14 protein-coding genes are annotated in these 18783 nt (G+C 71.6%); 7 read left to right on the top strand and 7 right to left on the bottom strand.

Translation table 11 applies throughout. The features are described from left to right. Nucleotides 1-304: 304 nt before the first annotated feature. Nucleotides 305-1363, top strand: coding sequence for a hypothetical protein (locus ML539_RS14110; protein WP_243324900.1), 1059 nt, complete (start codon nt 305-307; stop codon nt 1361-1363). Between the two features lie 340 nt (nt 1364-1703). Here the strand turns inward: ML539_RS14110 and ML539_RS14105 are convergent, their stop codons facing one another. Further along, nucleotides 1704-2426, bottom strand: a complete 723-nt coding sequence (locus ML539_RS14105; protein WP_243324897.1) for a hypothetical protein — start codon at nt 2424-2426, stop codon at nt 1704-1706. A 54-nt stretch (nt 2427-2480) separates the two neighbouring features. On the opposite strand from ML539_RS14105, the gene ML539_RS14100 reads away from it, so the two are divergent. After that, nucleotides 2481-4616: a serine/threonine-protein kinase gene (locus ML539_RS14100; RefSeq protein ID WP_243324895.1), complete on the top strand. Its 2136-nt coding sequence runs from the start codon at nt 2481-2483 to the stop codon at nt 4614-4616. Between the two features lie 7 nt (nt 4617-4623). Here ML539_RS14100 and ML539_RS14095 read toward each other — a convergent pair whose 3' ends face one another. Next, nucleotides 4624-5391 (bottom strand): alpha/beta hydrolase, encoded by a 768-nt coding sequence (locus ML539_RS14095; RefSeq protein WP_243324893.1) that lies wholly within the window; start codon nt 5389-5391, stop codon nt 4624-4626. Nucleotides 5392-5430: 39 nt separating this feature from the next. Here ML539_RS14095 and tsaA point away from each other — a divergent pair, with 39 nt between their 5' ends. From tsaA to ML539_RS14080, 3 genes are read left to right on the top strand one after another with little or no spacing between them, the layout of a single operon-like run. Then, the gene (gene tsaA, locus ML539_RS14090) at nt 5431-5955 is read left to right on the top strand and encodes a tRNA (N6-threonylcarbamoyladenosine(37)-N6)-methyltransferase TrmO (RefSeq protein WP_243324890.1); all 525 of its coding nucleotides are present in this window, start codon (nt 5431-5433) and stop codon (nt 5953-5955) included. Between the two features lie 56 nt (nt 5956-6011). Beyond that, on the top strand, nt 6012-6575 hold the full coding sequence (locus ML539_RS14085) for a hypothetical protein (protein ID WP_243324889.1): 564 nt from the start codon (nt 6012-6014) through the stop codon (nt 6573-6575). Between the two features lie 4 nt (nt 6576-6579). After that, nucleotides 6580-7344 (top strand): class I SAM-dependent methyltransferase, encoded by a 765-nt coding sequence (locus ML539_RS14080; protein WP_243324888.1) that lies wholly within the window; start codon nt 6580-6582, stop codon nt 7342-7344. Nucleotides 7345-7684: 340 nt separating this feature from the next. On the opposite strand, the gene ML539_RS14075 is transcribed toward ML539_RS14080, so the two are convergent. Beyond that, nucleotides 7685-8449 carry a hemolysin III family protein gene (locus ML539_RS14075; protein WP_243324887.1) on the bottom strand — a complete coding sequence of 255 codons (765 nt, stop codon included), beginning with the start codon at nt 8447-8449 and terminating at the stop codon, nt 7685-7687. A gap of 45 nt (nt 8450-8494) precedes the next feature. Between ML539_RS14075 and ggt the strand changes: the two genes are divergently transcribed. Further along, on the top strand, nt 8495-10171 hold the full coding sequence (ggt, locus tag ML539_RS14070) for a gamma-glutamyltransferase (protein ID WP_243324886.1): 1677 nt from the start codon (nt 8495-8497) through the stop codon (nt 10169-10171). Between the two features lie 24 nt (nt 10172-10195). On the opposite strand, the gene ML539_RS14065 is transcribed toward ggt, so the two are convergent. Beyond that, nucleotides 10196-11200: a LuxR C-terminal-related transcriptional regulator gene (locus ML539_RS14065; RefSeq protein WP_243324885.1), complete on the bottom strand. Its 1005-nt coding sequence runs from the start codon at nt 11198-11200 to the stop codon at nt 10196-10198. 480 nt (nt 11201-11680) lie between these two features. On the opposite strand from ML539_RS14065, the gene ML539_RS14060 reads away from it, so the two are divergent. Beyond that, on the top strand, nt 11681-12325 hold the full coding sequence (locus ML539_RS14060) for a hypothetical protein (RefSeq protein ID WP_243324884.1): 645 nt from the start codon (nt 11681-11683) through the stop codon (nt 12323-12325). A gap of 126 nt (nt 12326-12451) precedes the next feature. Here ML539_RS14060 and ML539_RS14055 read toward each other — a convergent pair whose 3' ends face one another. The 3 genes from ML539_RS14055 to ML539_RS14040 are packed head-to-tail and all read right to left on the bottom strand — an operon-like array spanning nt 12452 to nt 18778. Then, nucleotides 12452-14815, bottom strand: coding sequence for a prolyl oligopeptidase family serine peptidase (locus tag ML539_RS14055; RefSeq protein WP_243324883.1), 2364 nt, complete (start codon nt 14813-14815; stop codon nt 12452-12454). 52 nt (nt 14816-14867) lie between these two features. Beyond that, nucleotides 14868-17660, bottom strand: a complete 2793-nt coding sequence (locus ML539_RS15600) for an SMC family ATPase (RefSeq protein WP_279341664.1) — start codon at nt 17658-17660, stop codon at nt 14868-14870. Further along, nucleotides 17657-18778 (bottom strand): exonuclease SbcCD subunit D, encoded by a 1122-nt coding sequence (locus ML539_RS14040; RefSeq protein WP_243324881.1) that lies wholly within the window; start codon nt 18776-18778, stop codon nt 17657-17659. Before ML539_RS14040 ends, ML539_RS15600 begins: the two co-directional genes overlap by 4 nt. Nucleotides 18779-18783: the final 5 nt, after the last annotated feature.

Here is an 18783-nt window from a genome sequence, read left to right as displayed (position 1 = left end):
AGCAGGACCGCGCCGAGGAGGCCGGTCGAGAGGGGACGCCGCGTGGGGTCGGCCGGCTGCCTGTGCGCCGGGTGCATGAGCATGGGTGCCTCCGTTGGCGGGCGGGTCCCTGAGCCGGGGCCCAGGGTGGAATGGGTCCAGCGTGGGATGTGGGGAGATTCCCTCCAGATCCGGTCCGGAGATGAGAGACCCTCCGGTTCCGCGGGGCAGACAACAGGGAGGACAACAGGTGAAGACATCAGGGAAGAGATGCCTGAGGTGACGGTGGTGGGCTACCATCGCCGGGAACTCCCCCTGGAGGCCGATGACGCTTCTCCGCTGGACCCTCCCCCTGGTGGCCGTGGCCCTGGCCGGCCAGGAGGCCGCGCCCTTCGCCCCGGAGGCTGCCAACCCCTGGGCGCCCGCCTGGGAACTGACGCTCCGGGGGGACCGGCTCTCGGCCCCGGGGGCTCCGGGGGAGGCCTTCCGCCGTCTGGACGGGCAGCTACGCCTCCGCTGGGCCTGGGAGTCCGGCCCGCTGCGCCTCGAGGCCGGCACGCGATCCGCCGTGGGATCTGATGGCAACCGCTTGAACGCGGCCCGCTGGGATCAGCAGCCTTCTAACGGAACCCAGGCGGACGTGGCGCGGGGGATCGCGTCGTGGGTCTCCGAGCGGGCCTTCGGCTCCCTGAGCCTGGGGCTCCAGGGCAGCGGCCTCCTGGCCCCGCAGGCGCTGTGGGATCCGGACCTCCGCTTCCTGGGCGTCGGCGGACGGGTCGGGCTGCGCGGCGCCGGGGGCATGCTCGAGGAGGCGGGTCTCCGCGTGGCGGCAGGTCGGGTCCGGGACGTCCTGGGCGGACGCGTGGACCTCGCCGCCGGACAGCTGGTCCTCCGGATCGACACCGGGCCCTGGTCCTGGACGGCCCACGCCGGGCGCTGGGACCTGGCCTGGGATCCCGGCGACGAGCGGCTCCGCCGGCTGCCGGGCCATGATCCCGCGGCCCGCCAGCGGCTGGTGGTGGAGGCGGCCGGGGCCTCGGGCACCTGGCACGCGATCCTGCCCGTGGAAGCCGGATGGTCCGGCATCCGGAACCGCGAGACCGGCGAGACGTCGGAGGAGGCCCAGGTCGCCCTGGGCAGCCGCGAGCGGGCCTACTGGCCCCAGCTCACCCTCACCTGGCAGCGGCTGTCCTCCACGGGCACCCTCTATCCCGTGAACGGCGACGAGTGGTGGTACTACCGGCGGGTGCGGGGACCCCGCGCCGACCTGTCCCTGCCGCTGCCCCGCCGCTGGATCGCCTCGCTGGTGGTGCTCCGGCAGCGGACGGACGGTGCGGATGAGTCCGTCACCCGGACGATGCTGGTGGTGCAGAAGCGGTTCTGATGCCAAGGTGCGTTCAGTTCGACAGGAAGCTTAAAAGCCGACGCGAAGGCCGCGAAGCAAAAACTCAAGGACGCGAAGGCAGCTCCCAGCGCTTCAGCTCAGGACATCCGGGCCTCCGGCCCCCGGTCGCGCAAGCGCGACCTGTTTTGCAGGCGGCGGCCCGGGCGGTTTCCAGGGCCGTCAGGGCCGCCGCCTGCAAAAGGATGTCCGGGATGGGTCGGGGCCCCTTTGCGCCCTTCGCACGCCCGGAGGGCGTTTTCGCGCCATTCGCGTTCTTCTTTTGCGGCTGAAGTCCGCCGTTCATCAGGTGATCTTTTCCTTCGAACGCAAAACCGCATGATCAGTAGGCCCGGTCGTCCGCCAGCGGCGGATAATCCTGCCCGAACTTGTTCTTGTGGGGCTCCAGGGCGGGCAGGGACAGGTCCAGGTCCCAGCTGCCATGGGTGACCTCGGCGCCGATCCGCACGGTCCAGGCCTTCTCGCCGGATTCCGGATGCCAGAGGCGCAGCCGGTAGGTGCCCGGGGGAACCCGGTCGAAGGCCACCCCGGCGCGGCCGTCCAGCACCTGGGCGAAGGGCGTCGTCACCACCCAGAGGAAGGCGTTCATCTGGTGGTGGACGTTGCAGTAGAGCTTCACGAGGCCTGGCCGGGCCACTGTCACCTTCGGCGCGTCCCCGGGCCGGTACTGGCCCGTGTCGAAGCGGTTGCCCTGGGTGACGCTGAACACGTTGTGGAGGATGTGGTCGAGGTTGGGGAAGGTCACCTCGGTGCCGGGCGTGGCCAGGGAGACCCGCGGCTGGAACTGCTTGCCCAGGGTGCGGATGGCCACGGGCCTCGAGGGCCCGGGCGGCGGCACCGGCGCTTCGACGGGCTCCAGGATGGCCACGCAGTCCTTCAGGGAGGCGCGGATGCGGCCGCCCTTCTCGTGCAGCCGCACGGGGCCCTCCAGTCCGCCCGCCTGCAGGGGAACGGCCAGCGCCAGGGCCAGCGCCAGGGCCGGAGCCAGGGCCAGGGCCGGAGCCAGGGCCAGGGTCGGCTGGCCGTTCACGGGGACTCGAATCATGCTGGGCATCCGGGGTAGATTCGAGCCAGTATAGCCACCGACCAAGGAAGGCCGATGCCGCAGCCCATGAGCTGGTACCGAACGCTGGCGTGGACCTTCTTCCTCCGGCAGGCGGCGGCCATCGCCGCCCTCATCGCGCTCATCCTCTGGGTGGCCTACAGCGAGGCGGAGCGCGGCGCCCGGGCCACGGCGGCCGCGAGCCTCTCCGCCGGGCGGTACGTCGTGGAGCGTGCCTTCGAGCAGCAGGGACGCTCTCTGGACGCGGGCCTGGAGGTCTTCACCGAATATTCGGGCAACCTCGCCCTCGTGGAGCAGGCGCTGGAATCGGGCGCCTCCGCGAGCCTGGCGGACACCCTGGCGGACAACCTCCCGCGGCTCGGGGCCGACCTCGCCCTGGTGGTGAAGCCGGACGGCACCCTGCTGTCCACCACCGGCCCCGGGGGGCGCACGGATTTCCCCGAGGCGGGGATCCTGCAGATGGCCCTGGCCCCCGAGGAGGCCGAAACGGCCGGCCATCCCGGCCCCTCCTACCGGGGCTTCCTGCGCGTGGACTGGGGGAACCGTCCCGGGGTCTACCACGCGGTGGCCCGATCGCTGCGATCCCCCGGGGGCCGCGCGCTCGGGGCCATGCTCGTGGGCGTGCGGGTGGACGACCGGATCGCCCTGGACCTGCGTCGCATGGCCGTGGCCGGACCCCAGCGGGGCGATCCCGCGCCCCACCTGGCCCTGCTCAGCCGCTTCCAGACCCTGGGCGCCACCCTCCCGGGCTCCGGCGAGCTCGACCGCCTCCTGGCGCGGGAGCCGTCCCTCCTGGCGGTGCGGGCCCGGGTCCTGGATGGCCAGGGCTCCGGCGTGCTGCCCTTCCGCGTGGGCGGGCTGAACTACCTGGGGCTGGTCTCCCCCATCCGGGGCGTGAACGCGCTCAACCTGGAGATGGCAGATGTCCTGCTGATGCCCGTGGATCCCCTCCTGGCGCCGTTCCGCAACCTCCAGCGGGCCATCCTCGCCGCCGGGGCCGTGGGGCTCCTCGTGACCCTGGGCCTCAGCCTGCGCTCGGCCCGGAAGGTGACGGCCCCGCTGAAGGAGCTCGCCACGGCCACGGAGGCCCTGGCGGCCGGGGAGCATCCCGGCCCCCTGGCCCTGATGCCCAGCCCCGACGAGGTGGGCGTGCTGACCCGGACCTTCAAGTCGATGGTGGCGGAGCTGAAGGCCAAGGATGAGCTCCTGGCCCTGCTGGCCGCGGCCCGGCGGCCGTCCGCGTCTTCCCCGCCGGTCCGCGATGACGAGGCGACCCTGCGCCTGGCGCCGCCCGCGACCATGCCGGCGGATGAGCCGCTGCCCGGCCCCCTCCGGATCGGGGAGACCTTCGCCGGCCGCTACCGGGTGGAACGGCTGCTGGGCCGGGGCGGGATGGGCGTGGTCCTCCAGGTGCGCGACCTGCAGCTCGACGAGGAGGTGGCCCTGAAGGTGGTCCGGCCGGCCCTGGCCTCGATCCCGGCCTTCCTCGACCGGCTCAAGCAGGAGATCCGCCTGGCCCGGCGGATCACCCACCGCTACGTGCTCCGCATCCACGACTTCGGCGAGAGCGAGGGCATCCCCTTCGTGACGATGGAATACCTGCGGGGCACCACCCTCCGGGAACTGCTGGAAGGACGGGGGCGGCTCCCCCTGCCGCTGGCCCTGCGGATCACCCGCCAGGTCGCCGAGGGGCTGGAGGCGGCCCACCTCGTGGGCGTGGTCCACCGGGACATCAAGCCGGCGAACGTGCTGTTCGACACCCGGGGCGACGCCAAGATCATGGACTTCGGCCTCGCCGCGCCGGCCACCACCCAGGCCCCCGGGGATTCGGGGAATCTCATCGGATCGCCGCGGTACATGTCCCCCGAGCAGATCCGCGGCGGGGTCGTGGACGCCCGGACCGACCTGTACGCGCTGGGGGTCATGCTCTTCGAACTGTGCGCCGGCAGCGCGCCCTTCGACTCCCCCCGCATCGAGGACCTGCTGGCCCTGCACCTGGACGCGCCGCCACCCTCCCTGGGCGAGGCCGTCCCGGACCTCCCCCCCGACCTGGGTCTCCTGGTGGCCCGGCTCATGGCGAAGCGCCCGGAGGACCGGCCCCAGTCCGCCGCCGAGGTGGTGGAGATCCTGAAGGCGCTGGCCGCCCACGGGGGCGCCACGTCCCGGCTGTGACCCGCGCTCAGCGCCGGGGCAGCCCGCCGACAAAGTCCGCCAGCGCCGCGAGCACCTGCGCCTCCTGATCCTGGTGGGGGGCATGCCCGCACCGGGGCAGCTTGAGCAGCCGCGTCCCCGGCACCTGCTCGGCGATGACGTCGATCTGCCGCAGGGTGGCGTAGGCGTCGTCCTCGCCCTGGATGGCCAGGACTGGACAGCGGATGTCGCGCAGGCAGGCCTCGATGTTCCAGTCGCGGAAGGCCGCCGACAGCCAGGTGTCGTTCCACTCGTGGAACACCCGGGCCGCGTCCGCGTGGTGGCGGGACAGCTTCCGGGGCCAGTGCGTGGCGGTCCAGGCCTTTCGGGCTCTCCGCAGGCCCGCCAGGGTCTCCTCCTCGACGAATTCGTGGGGGGCCAGGACGGCCACGCCCAGAGGCGCCTCAGGGAAGGCGCTGGCGAAGAGCAGCGCGATGCTGCCGCCGTCGCTGTGGCCGACGAGCACCGGGCGTTCGATGCCCAGGGCCGCGAGGAAGGCGGGCAGGGCCTCCTCCGCCTCGCGATGCAGGTAGCGGGGCGTGCGCGGCTCCAGGTAGGGGTCGGAGCTGCCGTAGCCCGCCCGGGAGCCCGCCACCACCCGGCATCCCGTGGCCTCGGCCAGCTTCCCGGGGAAGTCCCGCCACAGGGCCGCGCAGCCGAGGCCTTCGTGCAGCAGCACCAGGTCCGGCCGGCCCGGCCGGGCGGCGGGGATGTCGCGGTACTCGATCCGCCGACCGTCGAGGGTGAGGTGTCGCATCGGCTCCAGGGTAGCGGCCGGCGGCGCTACCCTTCCAGCATGGACGCCCCCGCCTTCACCTTCCGCCCCATCGGAATCCTGCGCTCACCCTACGCCACGCGCATCGACGCGCCCCACCAGCCCACGGTGGTCGAGGGCACGGCGACGGGCGCGCCCGCCGAGGCCACGCTGGAGCTGGACCCCTCGCTGCCGGAGACGGTGCTGCGGGACCTGGAGGGCTTCGAGCGCGTGTGGCTGATCTTCGCGTTCCACCTCAGCGAGGGCTGGGCGCCGCTGGTGCAGCCGCCCCGGGGCCCCCGGGCCAAGCGCGGCGTGCTGGCCACCCGCTCGCCCCACCGGCCCAACCCCATCGGCCTCTCCTGCGTGGAGCTGGTGGCCGTGGAGGGCCGCACCCTGCGCCTGCGGGGCGTGGACCTGCTGGACGGCACGCCGGTGCTGGATCTGAAGCCCTACGTGCCCTACGCCGACGCCTTCCCCGGGGCCCGCGCCGGCTGGATCGACGCGGTGGACGCCGCCACGGGCCGCCACTCCGCGCCCGGGCCGAGGAAACCGCGCCGCGCTTGACGGGCCGGGGCCACACATTCCACCCTACTGGCACCCAACCCTCAAGGAGCCACTCCATGGTCCCGCTCACCCAGCTCTGGCTGCCCATCATCCTGTCGGCCGTGATCGTCTTCGTGGCCAGCAGCCTCATCCACATGGTCCTGAAGTGGCACAACTCGGACTACCGCGCCCTCTCCAACGAGGAGGAGATCCGTGCCGCCATCCGCAAGGGCTCCCCGACCCCCGGCCAGTATGTCCTCCCCCACTGCGTCGACATGAAGGAGCGGAACACGCCCGAGGTGCGCAAGAAGTACGAGGAGGGGCCCGTGGCCTTCCTGGTGGTGAGCCCCAATGGCGAGCCCAACATGGGCAAGGGCCTGGCCCTGTGGTTCCTCTACGCCGCGGCCGTGGCCTTCATGGCGGCTTACGTGGCCGGCCACACGCTGGGCGCCGGTGCCCACTACCTCAAGGTGTTCCGCATCGTGGGCACCGTGTCCTTCTTGACCTACGTGGGCGGCAGCGTGCAGATGGGCATCTGGATGGGCAAGCCCTGGGGCAGCGTGCTCAAGGACGTCCTGGACGGCCTCATCTACGGCCTGCTGAGCGCCGGGGTCTTCGGCTGGCTCTGGCCGAAGATCTGACGCCGTGGAGCCCAAGCCCGACCGCTACGGTCGCATCGCCTACCGGAGCCTCATCGATTGGCCCCAGCGCCTGAAGCGCGAGGCGCCCCTCCTCCAGCGCGTGCTGGCTGGGGCGCCTTCGCCGCGGGTGCTGGACCTGGGCTGCGGCACGGGCGAGCATGCCCGCCTGCTGGCCTCGCTGGGCTTCGAGCCCACCGGCGTGGACGCTTCGCCCGCCCAGCTCGCGGCGGCCCGCGAGGCCGATCCGCAGGGCCGCTACGTCCAGGGCAGCCTCACGGATCTGGCGGGTCTGGTGGAAGCGGGGCAGGGCGGGGCCCTCTGCGTGGGCAACACCCTGCCCCACCTCACGGAGGAGGCGGACCTGCGCCGCTGCTTCGAGGGACTGGCGTCGCGGCTGCTGCCGGGCGGGCGCTTCCTGCTCCAGACCCTGAACTACGACCGCATCCTGGATCGCGGCGAGCGCGCCCTGCCCGCAGTGGTCCTGCCCGGAGAGGACGGGGCGGAGACGGTCTTCCTGCGCCTGATGACCGCCCGGCCCGGCGGCCGCCTGACCTTCACGCCCGTGCGCCTGCGCTGGCGCCCCGGCGCCCAGCCGCCCGTGGAGGTGGTGTCCGCCGAGGAAGTCCAGCTGCGCGCCTGGCGCCGGGCGGAGGTGGAGGCCCTGCTCGCCGGCGCGGGCTTCGAGGTGCGCGAGGCCCTCGGCACCATGACCGGCGAACCGTGGAGCCCGGCCTCATCGGATCTGGTGCTGGTGGCGGAGCGGCGCTGATCAAGGCGACATCAAGTTAAAGCCTTCCTGGTGATCGGCCTGGCTCAACCAGAAAAACATGCAACCGCGAATGACGCGAATTAGCGCGAAACGCGTTTAGGATCGACCGCCTGGGCCTCCGGCCCCCAGTCGCGCAAGGCGCGGCTGGCCACACGCGGGGCGGGCTTGCCAGCTCTTGAAGGCTGTCAGGCCCGCCCCGCGCGTGGAGGCGGGGGCATGGTCATTCGCCATTCGCGCGCCCGCAGGGCGATTCGCGTCATTCGCGGTTCGATCTTTCAGGCCTACTCTTCCTGGTCATCAGGAAGTTTTTATGGCCTTACTGCTGGCCTCGTGGCATGGATCAGCCCGCTGCGGGGATGACGTGGAAGAGCACCGCGAACACGTGGCAGGCGCTTCCCGCCACCACGAATAGGTGCCAGAGCGCGTGGTGGAAGGGCAGCTTCTTCAGGCTGTAGATGACGGCGCCCACGCTGTAGAAGACCCCGCCGCCGAAGAGCCAGTAGAGGCCGTGGGAGGACAGCGAGCGGCCCAGGGGCGCCGCGGCGATGACGATGATCCAGCCCATGAGCAGGTAGATGCCCGTGGAGATCCAGCCCATGCGCCTGACGAAGGCAGGATCCACGGAGGTGTCCGGCAGCGCGTGCAGGTGGTCCACGGGGGCGGGGCGCAGGGCCACCTTGGCGATGCGGCCGTAGAAGACGCCCTTGAAGGTGATGCCCGCCACGGCGAGGGCCCACACCAGACCGAAGACGGTCCAACCCCAGCCCGGGCTGACGCGGCCCAGGGCCGAGAGGCAGAAGGGCGTGTAGGTGCCGGCGATGAGCAGGAAGATGGCCGAGTGGTCGAAGACCTTGAACACCAGCTTCACGCGGGGGCCGCGGAAGGCGTGGTAGAGGGTGCTCATGAGGTAGAGCAGGATGAGGGTCGAGCCGAAGATGGCCGCGCCCACCACGTCCCGCGCCGTGCCGTGGAGGGCCGCCTCCACCACCATGAGCACGAGGCCCGCGATGGCCAGGGCCGCGCCCAGCCCGTGGGTGAGGCTGTTGGCCAGCTCCTCGCTGGAGGTCTGCGGCGTCGAGCCGGGAATGACGGCGCTTCGGGACATGCCTCAAGGATGACAGACTCGAGGCATTCCCCGCTCGGAGCACCCGTGCCCTTTCGCCCGTTTCTGGCCCTCGTCCTCGCCCTGACCCTCGGGCCGTCCCTCGCCCTGCCATTGGGGGCCCAGCCCCCCGGCGGCGTGGTGGTGAGTCAGGAGCGCCTGGCCTCCGAGGCCGGCGCCCAGGTGCTGCGCGAGGGGGGCAGCGCCGTGGATGCGGCCGTGGCCACGGCCTTCGCCCTGGCCGTCGTCCATCCCGCCGCCGGCAACCTGGGCGGGGGCGGCTTCCTGCTGTCGAGGCCTACCCGGGGTCAGGCCTCGTTCATCGATTTCCGCGAGTCGGCGCCGGCCTCCGCCCACCCCCGCATGTGGCTCAAGGCGGACGGCGCCTACGACGAGGCGAAGCATCACGGCAGCCTGGCCAGCGTCGGCGTGCCGGGCACGGTGGCGGGACTGCGCGAGGCCTGGAGGCGGGAAGGGCGGCTGCCCTGGGCCCGCCTGGTGGCGCCCGCCGTCCGGCTCGCCCGCGAGGGCTTCGCGCTGTCGGAGAACCAGGCCGCCAGTCTCGCAGAGCAGCTGCCCGCCTTCGCCCGCCATGCGCCGACCCTGGCCCAGTTCAGCCGCGAGGGGAAGCCGCTTCGCGCGGGTGACCGCCTGGTGCAGCGGGACCTGGCCCGCACCCTGCAAAGGCTGGCCAAGGACTGGACCGACTTCTACCGCGGCCGGACCGCGGCCCTGATCGTCCGCGACATGAGGGCGAACGGAGGCCCGATCACGGCCGCGGACCTGCGCGCCTACCGGCCCATCCTGCGAGAGCCGCTGCGCGGCACCTACCGGGGCGTCGAGCTGCTGGCCGCGCCGCCCCCCAGCTCCGGCGGCCAGGTGCTGATCGAGTCCTTGAACATCCTTGAGGGCTTCGATTTGAAGGCCGCCGGTTCCGGATCCCCCGCGGCAGTCCACCTGGGGGCGGAAGCCCTGCGGCGGGCCTTCGCCGACCGGGCGCAGTTCCTGGGCGATCCGGCCTCCGCTGGGGACATCCCGATGGCGCGCCTGCTCTCGAAGGCCTACGCCGCCGAGCTGCGGGCCACCATCCGGCCAGATCGCGCGTCGGTCTCGGATCCGGCGCGGTTCTCCTGGGAGCCGGACCGCCCGCACACCACCCACCTGTCCGTCCTCGACCGCGCGGGCAACGCCGTGAGCCTCACCTACACCCTGGAGGAGAGCTACGGCCTGAAGCGCATCGTGCCCGGCGCGGGCTTCCTGCTGAACAACGAGCTGGGCGACTTCAACGCCGTGCCCGGCCTGACGGACGCCACGGGCCGCATCGGCACCGCACCGAACCTGGCCCGGCCCGGCCGGCGACCGCTCTCCAGCATGTGTCCCGTGATCCTGGTGAAGGACGGTTCCGTGGTCATGGTGAGCGGCAGCCCCGGCGGCCGCACCATCCCCGCCACGGTGCTGAACACCGTGCTCAACGTGGTGGACTTCGGCATGGGCGCCCGCGCCGCCGTGGACGCCCCGCGCTTCCACCACCAGTGGCTGCCGGACCGCATCCAGGTGGAGGCCGACCTCCCCGCCGCCACCCGCGAGGCACTGAAGGCCATGGGCCACACGCTCAAGGAGGTGCCGAAGCAGGGCTGCGCCCAGGTGATCCTCGTGCGGCATGGCCAGCCCGAAGGCGCCGCCGACACCAAGCGCTGGCCCGACAGCGGCGTGGCATCCGAATAGGAGCCAAGCGCCGCACTTCTCCGGTCACAGGGCTGGTGCCGGGGAAGGGGTTCTGGAGGCTACGCCCCGTTCTTCTTCCAGTGTCAGTTTCTGAACCAGCTGAACGAGTTCCACCCGATTACGGACTCCCGTCTTCTGGAAGATCCGGTAGTTGTGGTCTTTCACTGTTTTCAGGGAAATGAAGAGCGCATCTGCGATCTCCTGGTTGGTGAGGCCCTGACACACCAGCTGGATGACCTCTTCCTCTCGCTTGGAGATCCCGTAGGCCTCGACGAGGGGAACTCCCGTGAACCTGGCCGGCAGGAGGGGGGCACCGGGCGGTGCCTGGGCTTGGAGGGTCCTGTCGAAGAGGTGGATCCAGAGCACGGTCACCAGGTTGTACATCATCCCGAGGCTGACGGTGATGGTGACGTAGAGGTGCGGATGGATCGTGGCGGAGAAACGGTACCATCCGATGAACAGGGTCAGCGTCACGAAGACCAGGGAGTAGGCCGCTCCGAGAAAGCGGAGGTGCCGCCAGGAAGTCCCCGGCTGGATCGGATGGGTGCCGAAGAAAAACCACAGGCTGACTAGCGCCATGCCCAGAAAGGTCAGCGAAACGAGCGTGCGGATGAGCAGCCCGATCAGGGCCTCCTGGTGCAGGGCATACAGGATCAGATTGAGCGCGACCATGCCCGCCGACAGCCACGCGGCGGCCTTCCAGGGCCGGCGCCGGGCGGTCTGGGGCTGGTTAGGCCGGGTGACGCCGAGCGTGAAGGCCAGGTAGGACAAACCCAGGTGGATGGCCAGGATCATGGAGAGGCTGCTGAGTCCGAGGATGGCCAGCCGGCCGGCGGCGGGTGTAAGCCCCCCGAGCACGCTCGCCTCCATGAACCGGTAGAACATCCGCAGGAGAATCCACAGGTTGTAGAACAGCAGGGACGGGATGAGTTCCTCCGTCACGGGGGAGTAGTGACGGTGGGACCGCTGGGACAGGAAGGCCATGGAGGTGAACCCGGTGGCCAGGGCCAGCAAGAAGGTCAAGATCATGCTCGGAAACATAAGGTCAGGATAGCTCACCTGGGCGTGGCTTCCGCTTGGGCGTGATGGCCCACGGACCGACTTAAGTCCGGATTTCCGGAATCAGGACTTTCGGTGGATGGAATCGGGTGCGAACAGCTCCACCTTTCGGGGGCACCACCTTCCTTCCCATCCCAGTGGAGGCTCTCCGTGACGGCCCAAAAACTCCTACCTTCATTCCTCCTGTCGCGGGTGGGGGGCCTTGCATTGGGGCTTTCGGCCCTTGGCCCTGCCCTTGGCTTGGGGTGGGTCTCGGCCCAAGACCTGAGCCGCCCAGAGCGGCCGGTGCCTCCTGCTCTCAGGGAGCAAATCCCGTCACGGGTCCAGCCAGCAGCTCCGGCGAGGCAGCCTCACGTGGATCGACCGCATCCCACTCCAGCACGTTCCATGGAGCGGGCAATGGCACCGTCGCCTTCCGAGCGACCCGCTCCAGGAGAAGGGCGGAGGCTTGTGAAGCAGCAGGATGATCCAGTCAAACCCCAATCCCAGGTTGCGCCCGGGAAAGGGGAGCTGGATCCGGCCGCGAAAATCATCGTCGAGCCGAGGGCCCTTCCGCGCTGCCAAGTCCAACCCACGCAGGAATTGTGGCGGAAACGGGATCTCATGGCGGAAATCCAGGCCATGGCCCGGCGCGGATTCATTGCGATTCACCCGGTGGAAGGAGCCATCAACGAGCTCAGCGGCCTCTGCAAATTTCCGGCCGGGTGGACCGCGTACGGGTTCCGGGTGCCAGCCGGTGAAAAGATCCACATCAGGCTTCGCCATCCCAATGAAGGGTGGTTCCGCCTGATCATGGTCAACAAGTGGGGTGGTCTGGACCAGGGGATGCTCCAGAACCTCATTCCAACCGGCAATCCGGAAGTGACCTTCACCAATCCCACCCGGGAGACCCAGAACGTACACGTCATCGTCGACGACCCGGGCTGGATGTCCAGCAAGGCGAATCCGTTCACGCTGAAGATCACCCGCAGCTGGGATCCGGGCAAGCATCCGATGGACGGTATGCCCATCGTCACGGGGATCTGGGCTGAGAAGTCTAAGGCACCCAAGGGCAGCCCTGCCTCCGCGGAAAACGCAGAACCATCCAAGGGGTGAACCCCGGGATAGGTGGAGAAGGACGCACCCACCGTCCGGCCTCTACCGGAAAGCCAGAAAGCCGGAAAGCCCAGAACCCTGGCTGAGGGCCGGGGTTCTGGGCTGGATGCTGCTCCGGGATGGGTCCTACTTCAGGTGCTGGTCGAACCAGTGGAGCATCTCCCAGAGGGTGTGCTCGACGGACTCGCGGGCGATGTAGCCGTGGCTCTCCAGGGGCAGGGTGACGTAGCGGGCGGTCTGGCCGTTGCCCTTGAGGGCGGCGTAGAGGCGCTCGCTCTGGATGGGGAAGGTGCCCTGGTTGTTGTCGGCCTCGCCGTGGATGAGCAGGATCGGCGCATTGAAGTGGCTGGCGGACATGAAGGGCGACACCTTCAGGTACATCTCCGGCGCCTCCCACAGCGTGCGCCGCTCGCTCTGGAAGCCGAAGGGCGTCAGCGTGCGGTTGTAGGCGCCGCTGCGGGCGATGCCGGCCTTGAACAGATCCGAGTGCGCCAGCAGGTTGGCGGTCATGAAGGCGCCGTAGCTGTGGCCGCCCACGCCCACGCGCTTCCGGTCGATGACGCCCAGCTCGTCGGCCTTGTCGATGGCCGCCTTGGCGCTGGCCACGACCTGCTCGAGGTAGGTGTCGTTCACGGTCTTGGGATCGCCCACGACCGGCATGGTGGCGTTGTCGAGCACCACGTAGCCCGACAGCAGGAAGAAGAGGTGGGAGATGCCGCCGAGGGTGGTGAACCGGTTCGTGGAGCCGCTCACCTGGCCGGCGGTGCCGGCGTCCGTGAACTCCAGCGGGTAGGCCCAGACCACGGCGGGCCGCCGCTCACCTTCCTGGTAGTCCGGCGGCAGGTACAGCGTGAAGCTAAGGGCCACGCCGTCGGGCCGGGTGTACGTCACGAGCTTCTTCTGGATCTTCCGCAGCTCGGGCAGGGGGTCGGTGAAGGTGGTGAGGGCCGTCTTGCGGGTGTCCGGCGCCGAGGCGTGCAGGATGTAGTTCGGCGCCTCGGTGGGACTTTCGCGCCGCGTGATGAAGGCGCCGTCCCGCAGCAGCGCCACAGGGGCTTCGTAGACGCCGTCGCCGCAGCGGAAGAGGCGCTCGGTTTGGAGGGTGGCGGGATCGAAGCGGGCCAGGAAGGGGCGGTCGCCGGAGGGCGTGGCGCCGGATCCCGTGAGGAAGAGCTTTCCGGCCTCCTCGCGCAGGGCCATGTGGCCGTTGGGCAGCAGGCGGGTCAGGAAGGTGCCCGGGGCCTTGTAGCGGTCGTTGGCGCTGAGGTCGAAGGCCAGGCGGGCCTCCGCGGGCTTCGCGGGATCCACCAGCCAAGTGCGGATCCAGCGGCGGTCGCGCTCGTACTCGCGCACCACGGCCAGGCTGCCGCCTTCGCTCCAGTCGAGGCCCGCCATGCGGGCCCTGAGGCGGATCAGCTCCGTTGGCGCGTCCCTGAAGGGCGCGACCTGGGTCAGCACGCGGTCGCGGAACTCGGCCTTCTGCCGGGGGTCGCCGCCGTCCAGGGCCTCCACCCAGGCCAGGGTCGCCGGCTCCGTGGGCCGCCAGTGCAGTCGCCGCGGGCCCGTGCGTACGCCCTCGATGGGGATGCCTTCGGCCAGGGGCAGGTCCGCGGCCGTGTGGATGAGCTTGCCGGCGCGATCCCAGACCTCCTGGCGGACGGGGAACTGGAAGGCCGGCACCAGGAAGGAGAAGGGGCGCTGGAGGCGCGCCACCAAGAGCAGCTTCCCGTCGGGGGAGGGCTGGAGGTCGGCGTAGAGCCCCGGCCGGCCGAGGGGCTTCAGCGCCCCGGTGGCGGGCTCCACGCGCACCACCTGGGCCTGGCCCAGGAACTCGAACAGGCGTTCGTCGAAGGCGTCCTTGAGCAGGTCCTGGTAGGTGGGCGCGGGGGCGGCCTTGCCTTCGGTCTCCTGGATGCGGGGGCCGATGGGCACCTCGGGCGCTTTGGGGGCCGCTCCCTGACCCGGGGGCACGGCCTTGGCGATCAGGCTGCCGTCCGGCAGCCAGTCGAAGGGATCCTCCAGCACGGCGTTGAGCTTCAGGCCCGGCACGCGGCGGAGCTTCCCGGTGGCGGCCTCCCCGATCCACAGCTCCGTGGCCCCGGCGGCAGTCCCGGTCAGCGCGAACCGGGCGCCGTCCGGCGACCAGCGGGGCTGGCCCAGGGCCACGTCAGGCGGCAGCGTGAGGGGCCGGGCGGCGCCGCCCTTCACGTCCTGGAGGGCCAGGGCCTTCAGCCGCGGCGGGTTGTGGGGGCCGCGGGTCCGGGGGTTCAGCCGCAGGCCCGCCAGCCGGGCCATGGGCTGGGCCAGAGCCCGGATCGGCGGATGGCGCTCGAACTCCGCCAGCAGGAAGCGGTCGCCCGTGGGGCTGGCCAGCAGGGAGGGGGTGCCCGGTGCGTCCAGCACCCGCTCGATGGCCTTGGGCGCCTTCTGGTAGGGCGTGGGCTGGGCGGTGAGCGCCAGGCACAGGAAGGGAGCGAAGGCGCGCCGCATGGAAACTCCGGGAGGATGTCCAGGAGCATACCACTTCTTGCGAGGTAATCCCTCAATCGACCCGGAACCGGGCGTGGCTGCCGCCAGGACCGGGCGTCACTTCCAGGCGGGCGGAGATGCGCGCCTTCACGTCGTCCAGGTGGCTGATGAGGCCCACCAGCCGGCCGCCCTGGTTCAGCTCCTCCAGGGTGCGGAGGGCCAGGTCCAGGGCCTCGGCATCGAGGCTGCCGAAGCCCTCGTCGATGAACACCGTGTCCAGCCGGATGCCGCCGGCATGGCGCTGCACCACGTCCGAGAGGCCCAGGGCCAGGGCCAGGCTGGCCTGGAAGCCCTCGCCCCCCGAGAGCGAGCTCACGGCCCGGGCGCGACCGGTGTGGGCGTCCGTGATCTCCAGCTCCAGGCCCCCGGCCCGGCGCAGGTCGCCGCCGGTGGTGGCCCGCCGCAGGGCGTAGCGTTGCTTGCTCATGCGGCGGAGGCGTTCCGAGGCGGAGACCAGTACCTCGTCCAGGAGGGTGCCCTGGACGTAGCGCTCGAAGGAGACCCGGGCGCCGTCCTCGCCCCGGGCCACCCGGGCCAGGCTTGCCGCCGCCCGGTGGCGGCGCTCCTCCACGCCCTGCCGGGCCCCCAGCTCCGCCAGGGACGCCTCCAGGCGCTGGAGGGCGGCCCGCTCGGACTGGGCGTGGCCCAGGGCCTCGCCGGCCCGGGCGAACCGCGCCTGGGCGCCATCCCGCGCCGCCTGGAGGGCAGGCAGGTCCGGGACGGGTGATACCTCGGATGGAGGCTCGCCGCCAGCCGCTTCCAGGGCCGCAGCGAACTCAGCCTCGACCCTCCGTCCCTCGGCTCGGCTGGCCTCCAGGCGGGCCCGGTGCGACCGGAGCGCGGCCTCGGCTTCGATGGCCGCAGCCTGGCCCGCATTTCGGGCCTCGCGGGCCGCCTTCAGTCCGGCCTCGGACCGGGCGAGCTCCCCTTCCGCCTCCCTCTGCTGGGCGGCGAGCGCCCCGGGGGCGCGCAGCTCCTCGGGCAGGGCCGCCACGTGGACCTTCATCCGGGCCTGGGCCCCGGCCTCCAGGAGCGCGATCTCCGATTGCCGACGGGTGGTGGCGGCAAGATTGGCCTCCGCCTGCTGCTGGACCGCCTCAGCTTCAGCCAGGCTCCGCTCGATCCGGGACAGGCTGGCCTCGGCCTGGCGGCTGCGTTGCAGGGCCTCCAGGTAGCGCGCCTCCTCGGCTTCCAGGGCGGCGGGATCCGCATGCGCGTCCTCGCCCAGGTGATGGGCGAGATCCTCGCGGCGGGCACGGGCCGTTTCCAGATCCGCGAAGCGCGAGGCAGCGGACTTCTGGGCCTGGCCCAGGGCCGCCTCGGCCTCGTCCTGCTGGGCCCGGGCCCGCTGGAGGGCCTGCTCGTCCGGCTGGTCTGAGGAAGGCGCCGCGGGATGGGGATGTGCCTCGCTGCCGCAGACGGGGCACGGCTCGCCGGGGCTCAGGTTCTGGGCCAGATGGGCCGCCTGGGCGGCGAGGTGCCGTTCCTGGAGATCCCGGAGCCAGGTGCGGGCTGCCTGGACTGATTGCTCGGCGGCCTTCAACCCGGCATGGGCGGCATCATGGACGGCCGAGGCGCGCTCGACCAGCTGCTTCGCCTGATCGAATTGCTCGCGCTGTGTCCGCCTCTGGCGGGCCAGACGGAGCAGGCCATCACGGCCTTCCAGTTGGGAGGCCTCGGTCCGCAGCTCCTGTAGGAGAGCTCTCTGGTGCGTGGCCTCCAGCCCGGCGGCGTCGCGGCGCCGGATGTCCTCGTCGGCCGAGATCTGGAGGCGCCGGGCCTCCTGGGTTGCGCCTTCGGCCTCCTTCCGGGCCTGCTCGAGGTCGACCAACTTGGGCTCCAGCTCCTCCAGGCGGGCGATGGCGCGGCGCAGCTCCTCGCGGAGGGGTTCCCGGGCCTCTTCGTGGGCCAGGGCGGCTTCGGCTTTTGCCAGGGCCCGGGCCCGCGCCTCGCTGGCCTCCGCCAGGCGGACCTCCTCCCGTTCCAGTAGCTGGACCCGCGCGAGAGCCTCCTCCAGATGCTTCCCCTCGCCCAGGACTCTCTCCGCCCGGTCGAAGGTCCGGCGGGCTTCGGCCTGTTCGCGGACCCGCGCCTCCACCAGCTGGGCCGTGGCCTCGAGGCGGTCCGGCAGCTCCCGGGCGGCGGCCACGCCGGCCTGGGCGAGGAGCTGGCGTTCCTCGGCCTGGGCCGCGAGGAGGGCCTCGCGCAGGGCCTTCTCGCGCTCTCCCAGGGCCTCGGCGAGGGCGGCGTAGCGGCCGGTCTGGAAGAGGGTCTGGAGGATGGCCTGGCGGTCGGCGGAGCCCGCCAGCATGAACTCCTGGAAGCGGCCCTGGGGCAACAGGACCACCTGCCGGAACTGGCTGGCCCGGAAGCCCAGCAGATCCGCCACCGCCGCGTCCACCACCGTGGGCTTCTCCGTGGCCAGGGGCACCTCGGCGCCCCCCGCCAGCTCCCACAGATGCGCCGCGTAGGGCTGCTTCTTCGTACCGCCGCTGCGCACCTTGGGAACTTGCTGTTCTGGCGTGCGCTCCACCCGGTAGGTCTTCGCGCCCAGGGCGAAGTCGAAGGTCACGCGGGTGGGCGTGTCCGCGGCGGCGAAGTGGCTGCGCAGGTCGCGGGTCTCCCGCAGGCCGCCGCTGGTCTGGCCGTAGAGGGCGTAGCTGATGCCGTCCAGGATGCTGGTCTTGCCGGCGCCCGTGGGGCCGTGGATGAGGAAGAAGGACTGGTCCCCCAGGTCCGCGAAGTCGAGGTCCTGCCTTCCCGCGTAGGGGCCGAAGGCTTCCAGGCTGAGGCGCAGGGGCTTCATTCGGCCTCTCCGGCCAGCAGCTGTCCGGCCACGTCCTGGAAGAGGGCCCGCTCCTCGCCGTCCATGGGGCGGCCGGCGGTGTCCTGGAAGAAGGCCTCGAAGAGGGCCGCGGGATCCAGGTCGCGGTCCGCGGCGCGCGCGGCCTCCTGGGGCGCCGCCGCCGGCGGGGCGGGCTGGATGCCGAGGATGTTCGGGTAGACCTGCCTCAGGCGGGCCATGGCATCCAGCACCGGGCCCTCGTCCAGCAGGTCCAGGAACAGGTAGTCGTCGGGGTTCCCCTGGGTCCCGCGCAGGAGGTCGTCGAAGCGCCCGCGCAGGCGCCGCAGGTCGCGGCGGGGCGTGAGGGGCAGGGACTCCGTGTGGGCGGGGCCGCGCTCCGGCAGCTCCACCAGGGTCAGCGCCTTGCCGTGGGAGGCCTCGGAGGCGCTGTACTTGAGCAGGCTGCCGGCGTAGCGTACGTGGGGGAATCCGGCTGCCTGGGGCCGGTGGAGGTGCCCGAGGGCCGTGTAGTCGCAGTCCCGGAAGAGCGTGGCGTCCACCTCGCCCGTGCCGCCCACGGCCAGGCCCAGTTCCGAATCTGAGCTCTCGCCCCCGGCCACGAAGGCGTGGGCCACGGCCACGAAGCGGTGGCCTTCGGGGTGGGCCGCCCGGGCCTGGGCCAGCTGGGCCGCCAGGGCGTCCTGGTGCGTGCGGATGCCCTCGTCCTGGAAGGCGTGGCGGGCCATGACGGGATCCGCGTAGGGCAGGAGGTGGAAGGCGGCGTTGCCGATGAGGACGGGCTCCGTCAGCCCCAGGGCCCCGGCCACGTGGAGGCCCTGGGCCCGAAGGAAGCCGGAGGCGAAGCCCAGGCGCTCGGGGCTGTCGTGGTTGCCCGCGATGAGGAGCACGGGCACGCCCAGGCCCCGCACGAGGCGATGGAGGGCATCATCCAGCAGGGCCACGGCCTCCTTGGGCGGCACGGCGCGGTCGTAGAGATCCCCGGCCACCACCAGGGCCTCGGCGCGAGTCTCCTTGGCGATGGCCGCCACCTGGTCCAGGGCGTGGGCCTGGTCCTCCAGGAGGTTCGCATTGCAGAGGGTCTTGCCGAGGTGCCAGTCGGAGGTGTGGAGGAAGCGCATGGGGG

It is taken from the genome of Geothrix sp. SG200 (genome assembly GCF_022808935.1).
Classification (GTDB): domain Bacteria; phylum Acidobacteriota; class Holophagae; order Holophagales; family Holophagaceae; genus Geothrix; species Geothrix alkalitolerans.
The sequence above is the reverse complement of the archived record's forward strand: the minus strand, read 5'-3'. Positions and strand labels throughout refer to the sequence as shown.

Coding starts and splice junctions, on each gene's coding strand:
- ML539_RS14110 (WP_243324900.1), top strand. CDS start 305: ATGACGCTTCTCCGCTGGACCCTCCCCCTGGTGGCCGTGGCCCTGGCC.
- ML539_RS14105 (WP_243324897.1), bottom strand. CDS start 2,426: ATGATTCGAGTCCCCGTGAACGGCCAGCCGACCCTGGCCCTGGCTCCG.
- ML539_RS14100 (WP_243324895.1), top strand. CDS start 2,481: ATGCCGCAGCCCATGAGCTGGTACCGAACGCTGGCGTGGACCTTCTTC.
- ML539_RS14095 (WP_243324893.1), bottom strand. CDS start 5,391: ATGCGACACCTCACCCTCGACGGTCGGCGGATCGAGTACCGCGACATC.
- tsaA (WP_243324890.1), top strand. CDS start 5,431: ATGGACGCCCCCGCCTTCACCTTCCGCCCCATCGGAATCCTGCGCTCA.
- ML539_RS14085 (WP_243324889.1), top strand. CDS start 6,012: ATGGTCCCGCTCACCCAGCTCTGGCTGCCCATCATCCTGTCGGCCGTG.
- ML539_RS14075 (WP_243324887.1), bottom strand. CDS start 8,449: ATGTCCCGAAGCGCCGTCATTCCCGGCTCGACGCCGCAGACCTCCAGC.
- ML539_RS14065 (WP_243324885.1), bottom strand. CDS start 11,200: ATGATCTTGACCTTCTTGCTGGCCCTGGCCACCGGGTTCACCTCCATG.
- ML539_RS14055 (WP_243324883.1), bottom strand. CDS start 14,815: ATGCGGCGCGCCTTCGCTCCCTTCCTGTGCCTGGCGCTCACCGCCCAG.
- ML539_RS15600 (WP_279341664.1), bottom strand. CDS start 17,660: ATGAAGCCCCTGCGCCTCAGCCTGGAAGCCTTCGGCCCCTACGCGGGA.
- ML539_RS14040 (WP_243324881.1), bottom strand. CDS start 18,778: ATGCGCTTCCTCCACACCTCCGACTGGCACCTCGGCAAGACCCTCTGC.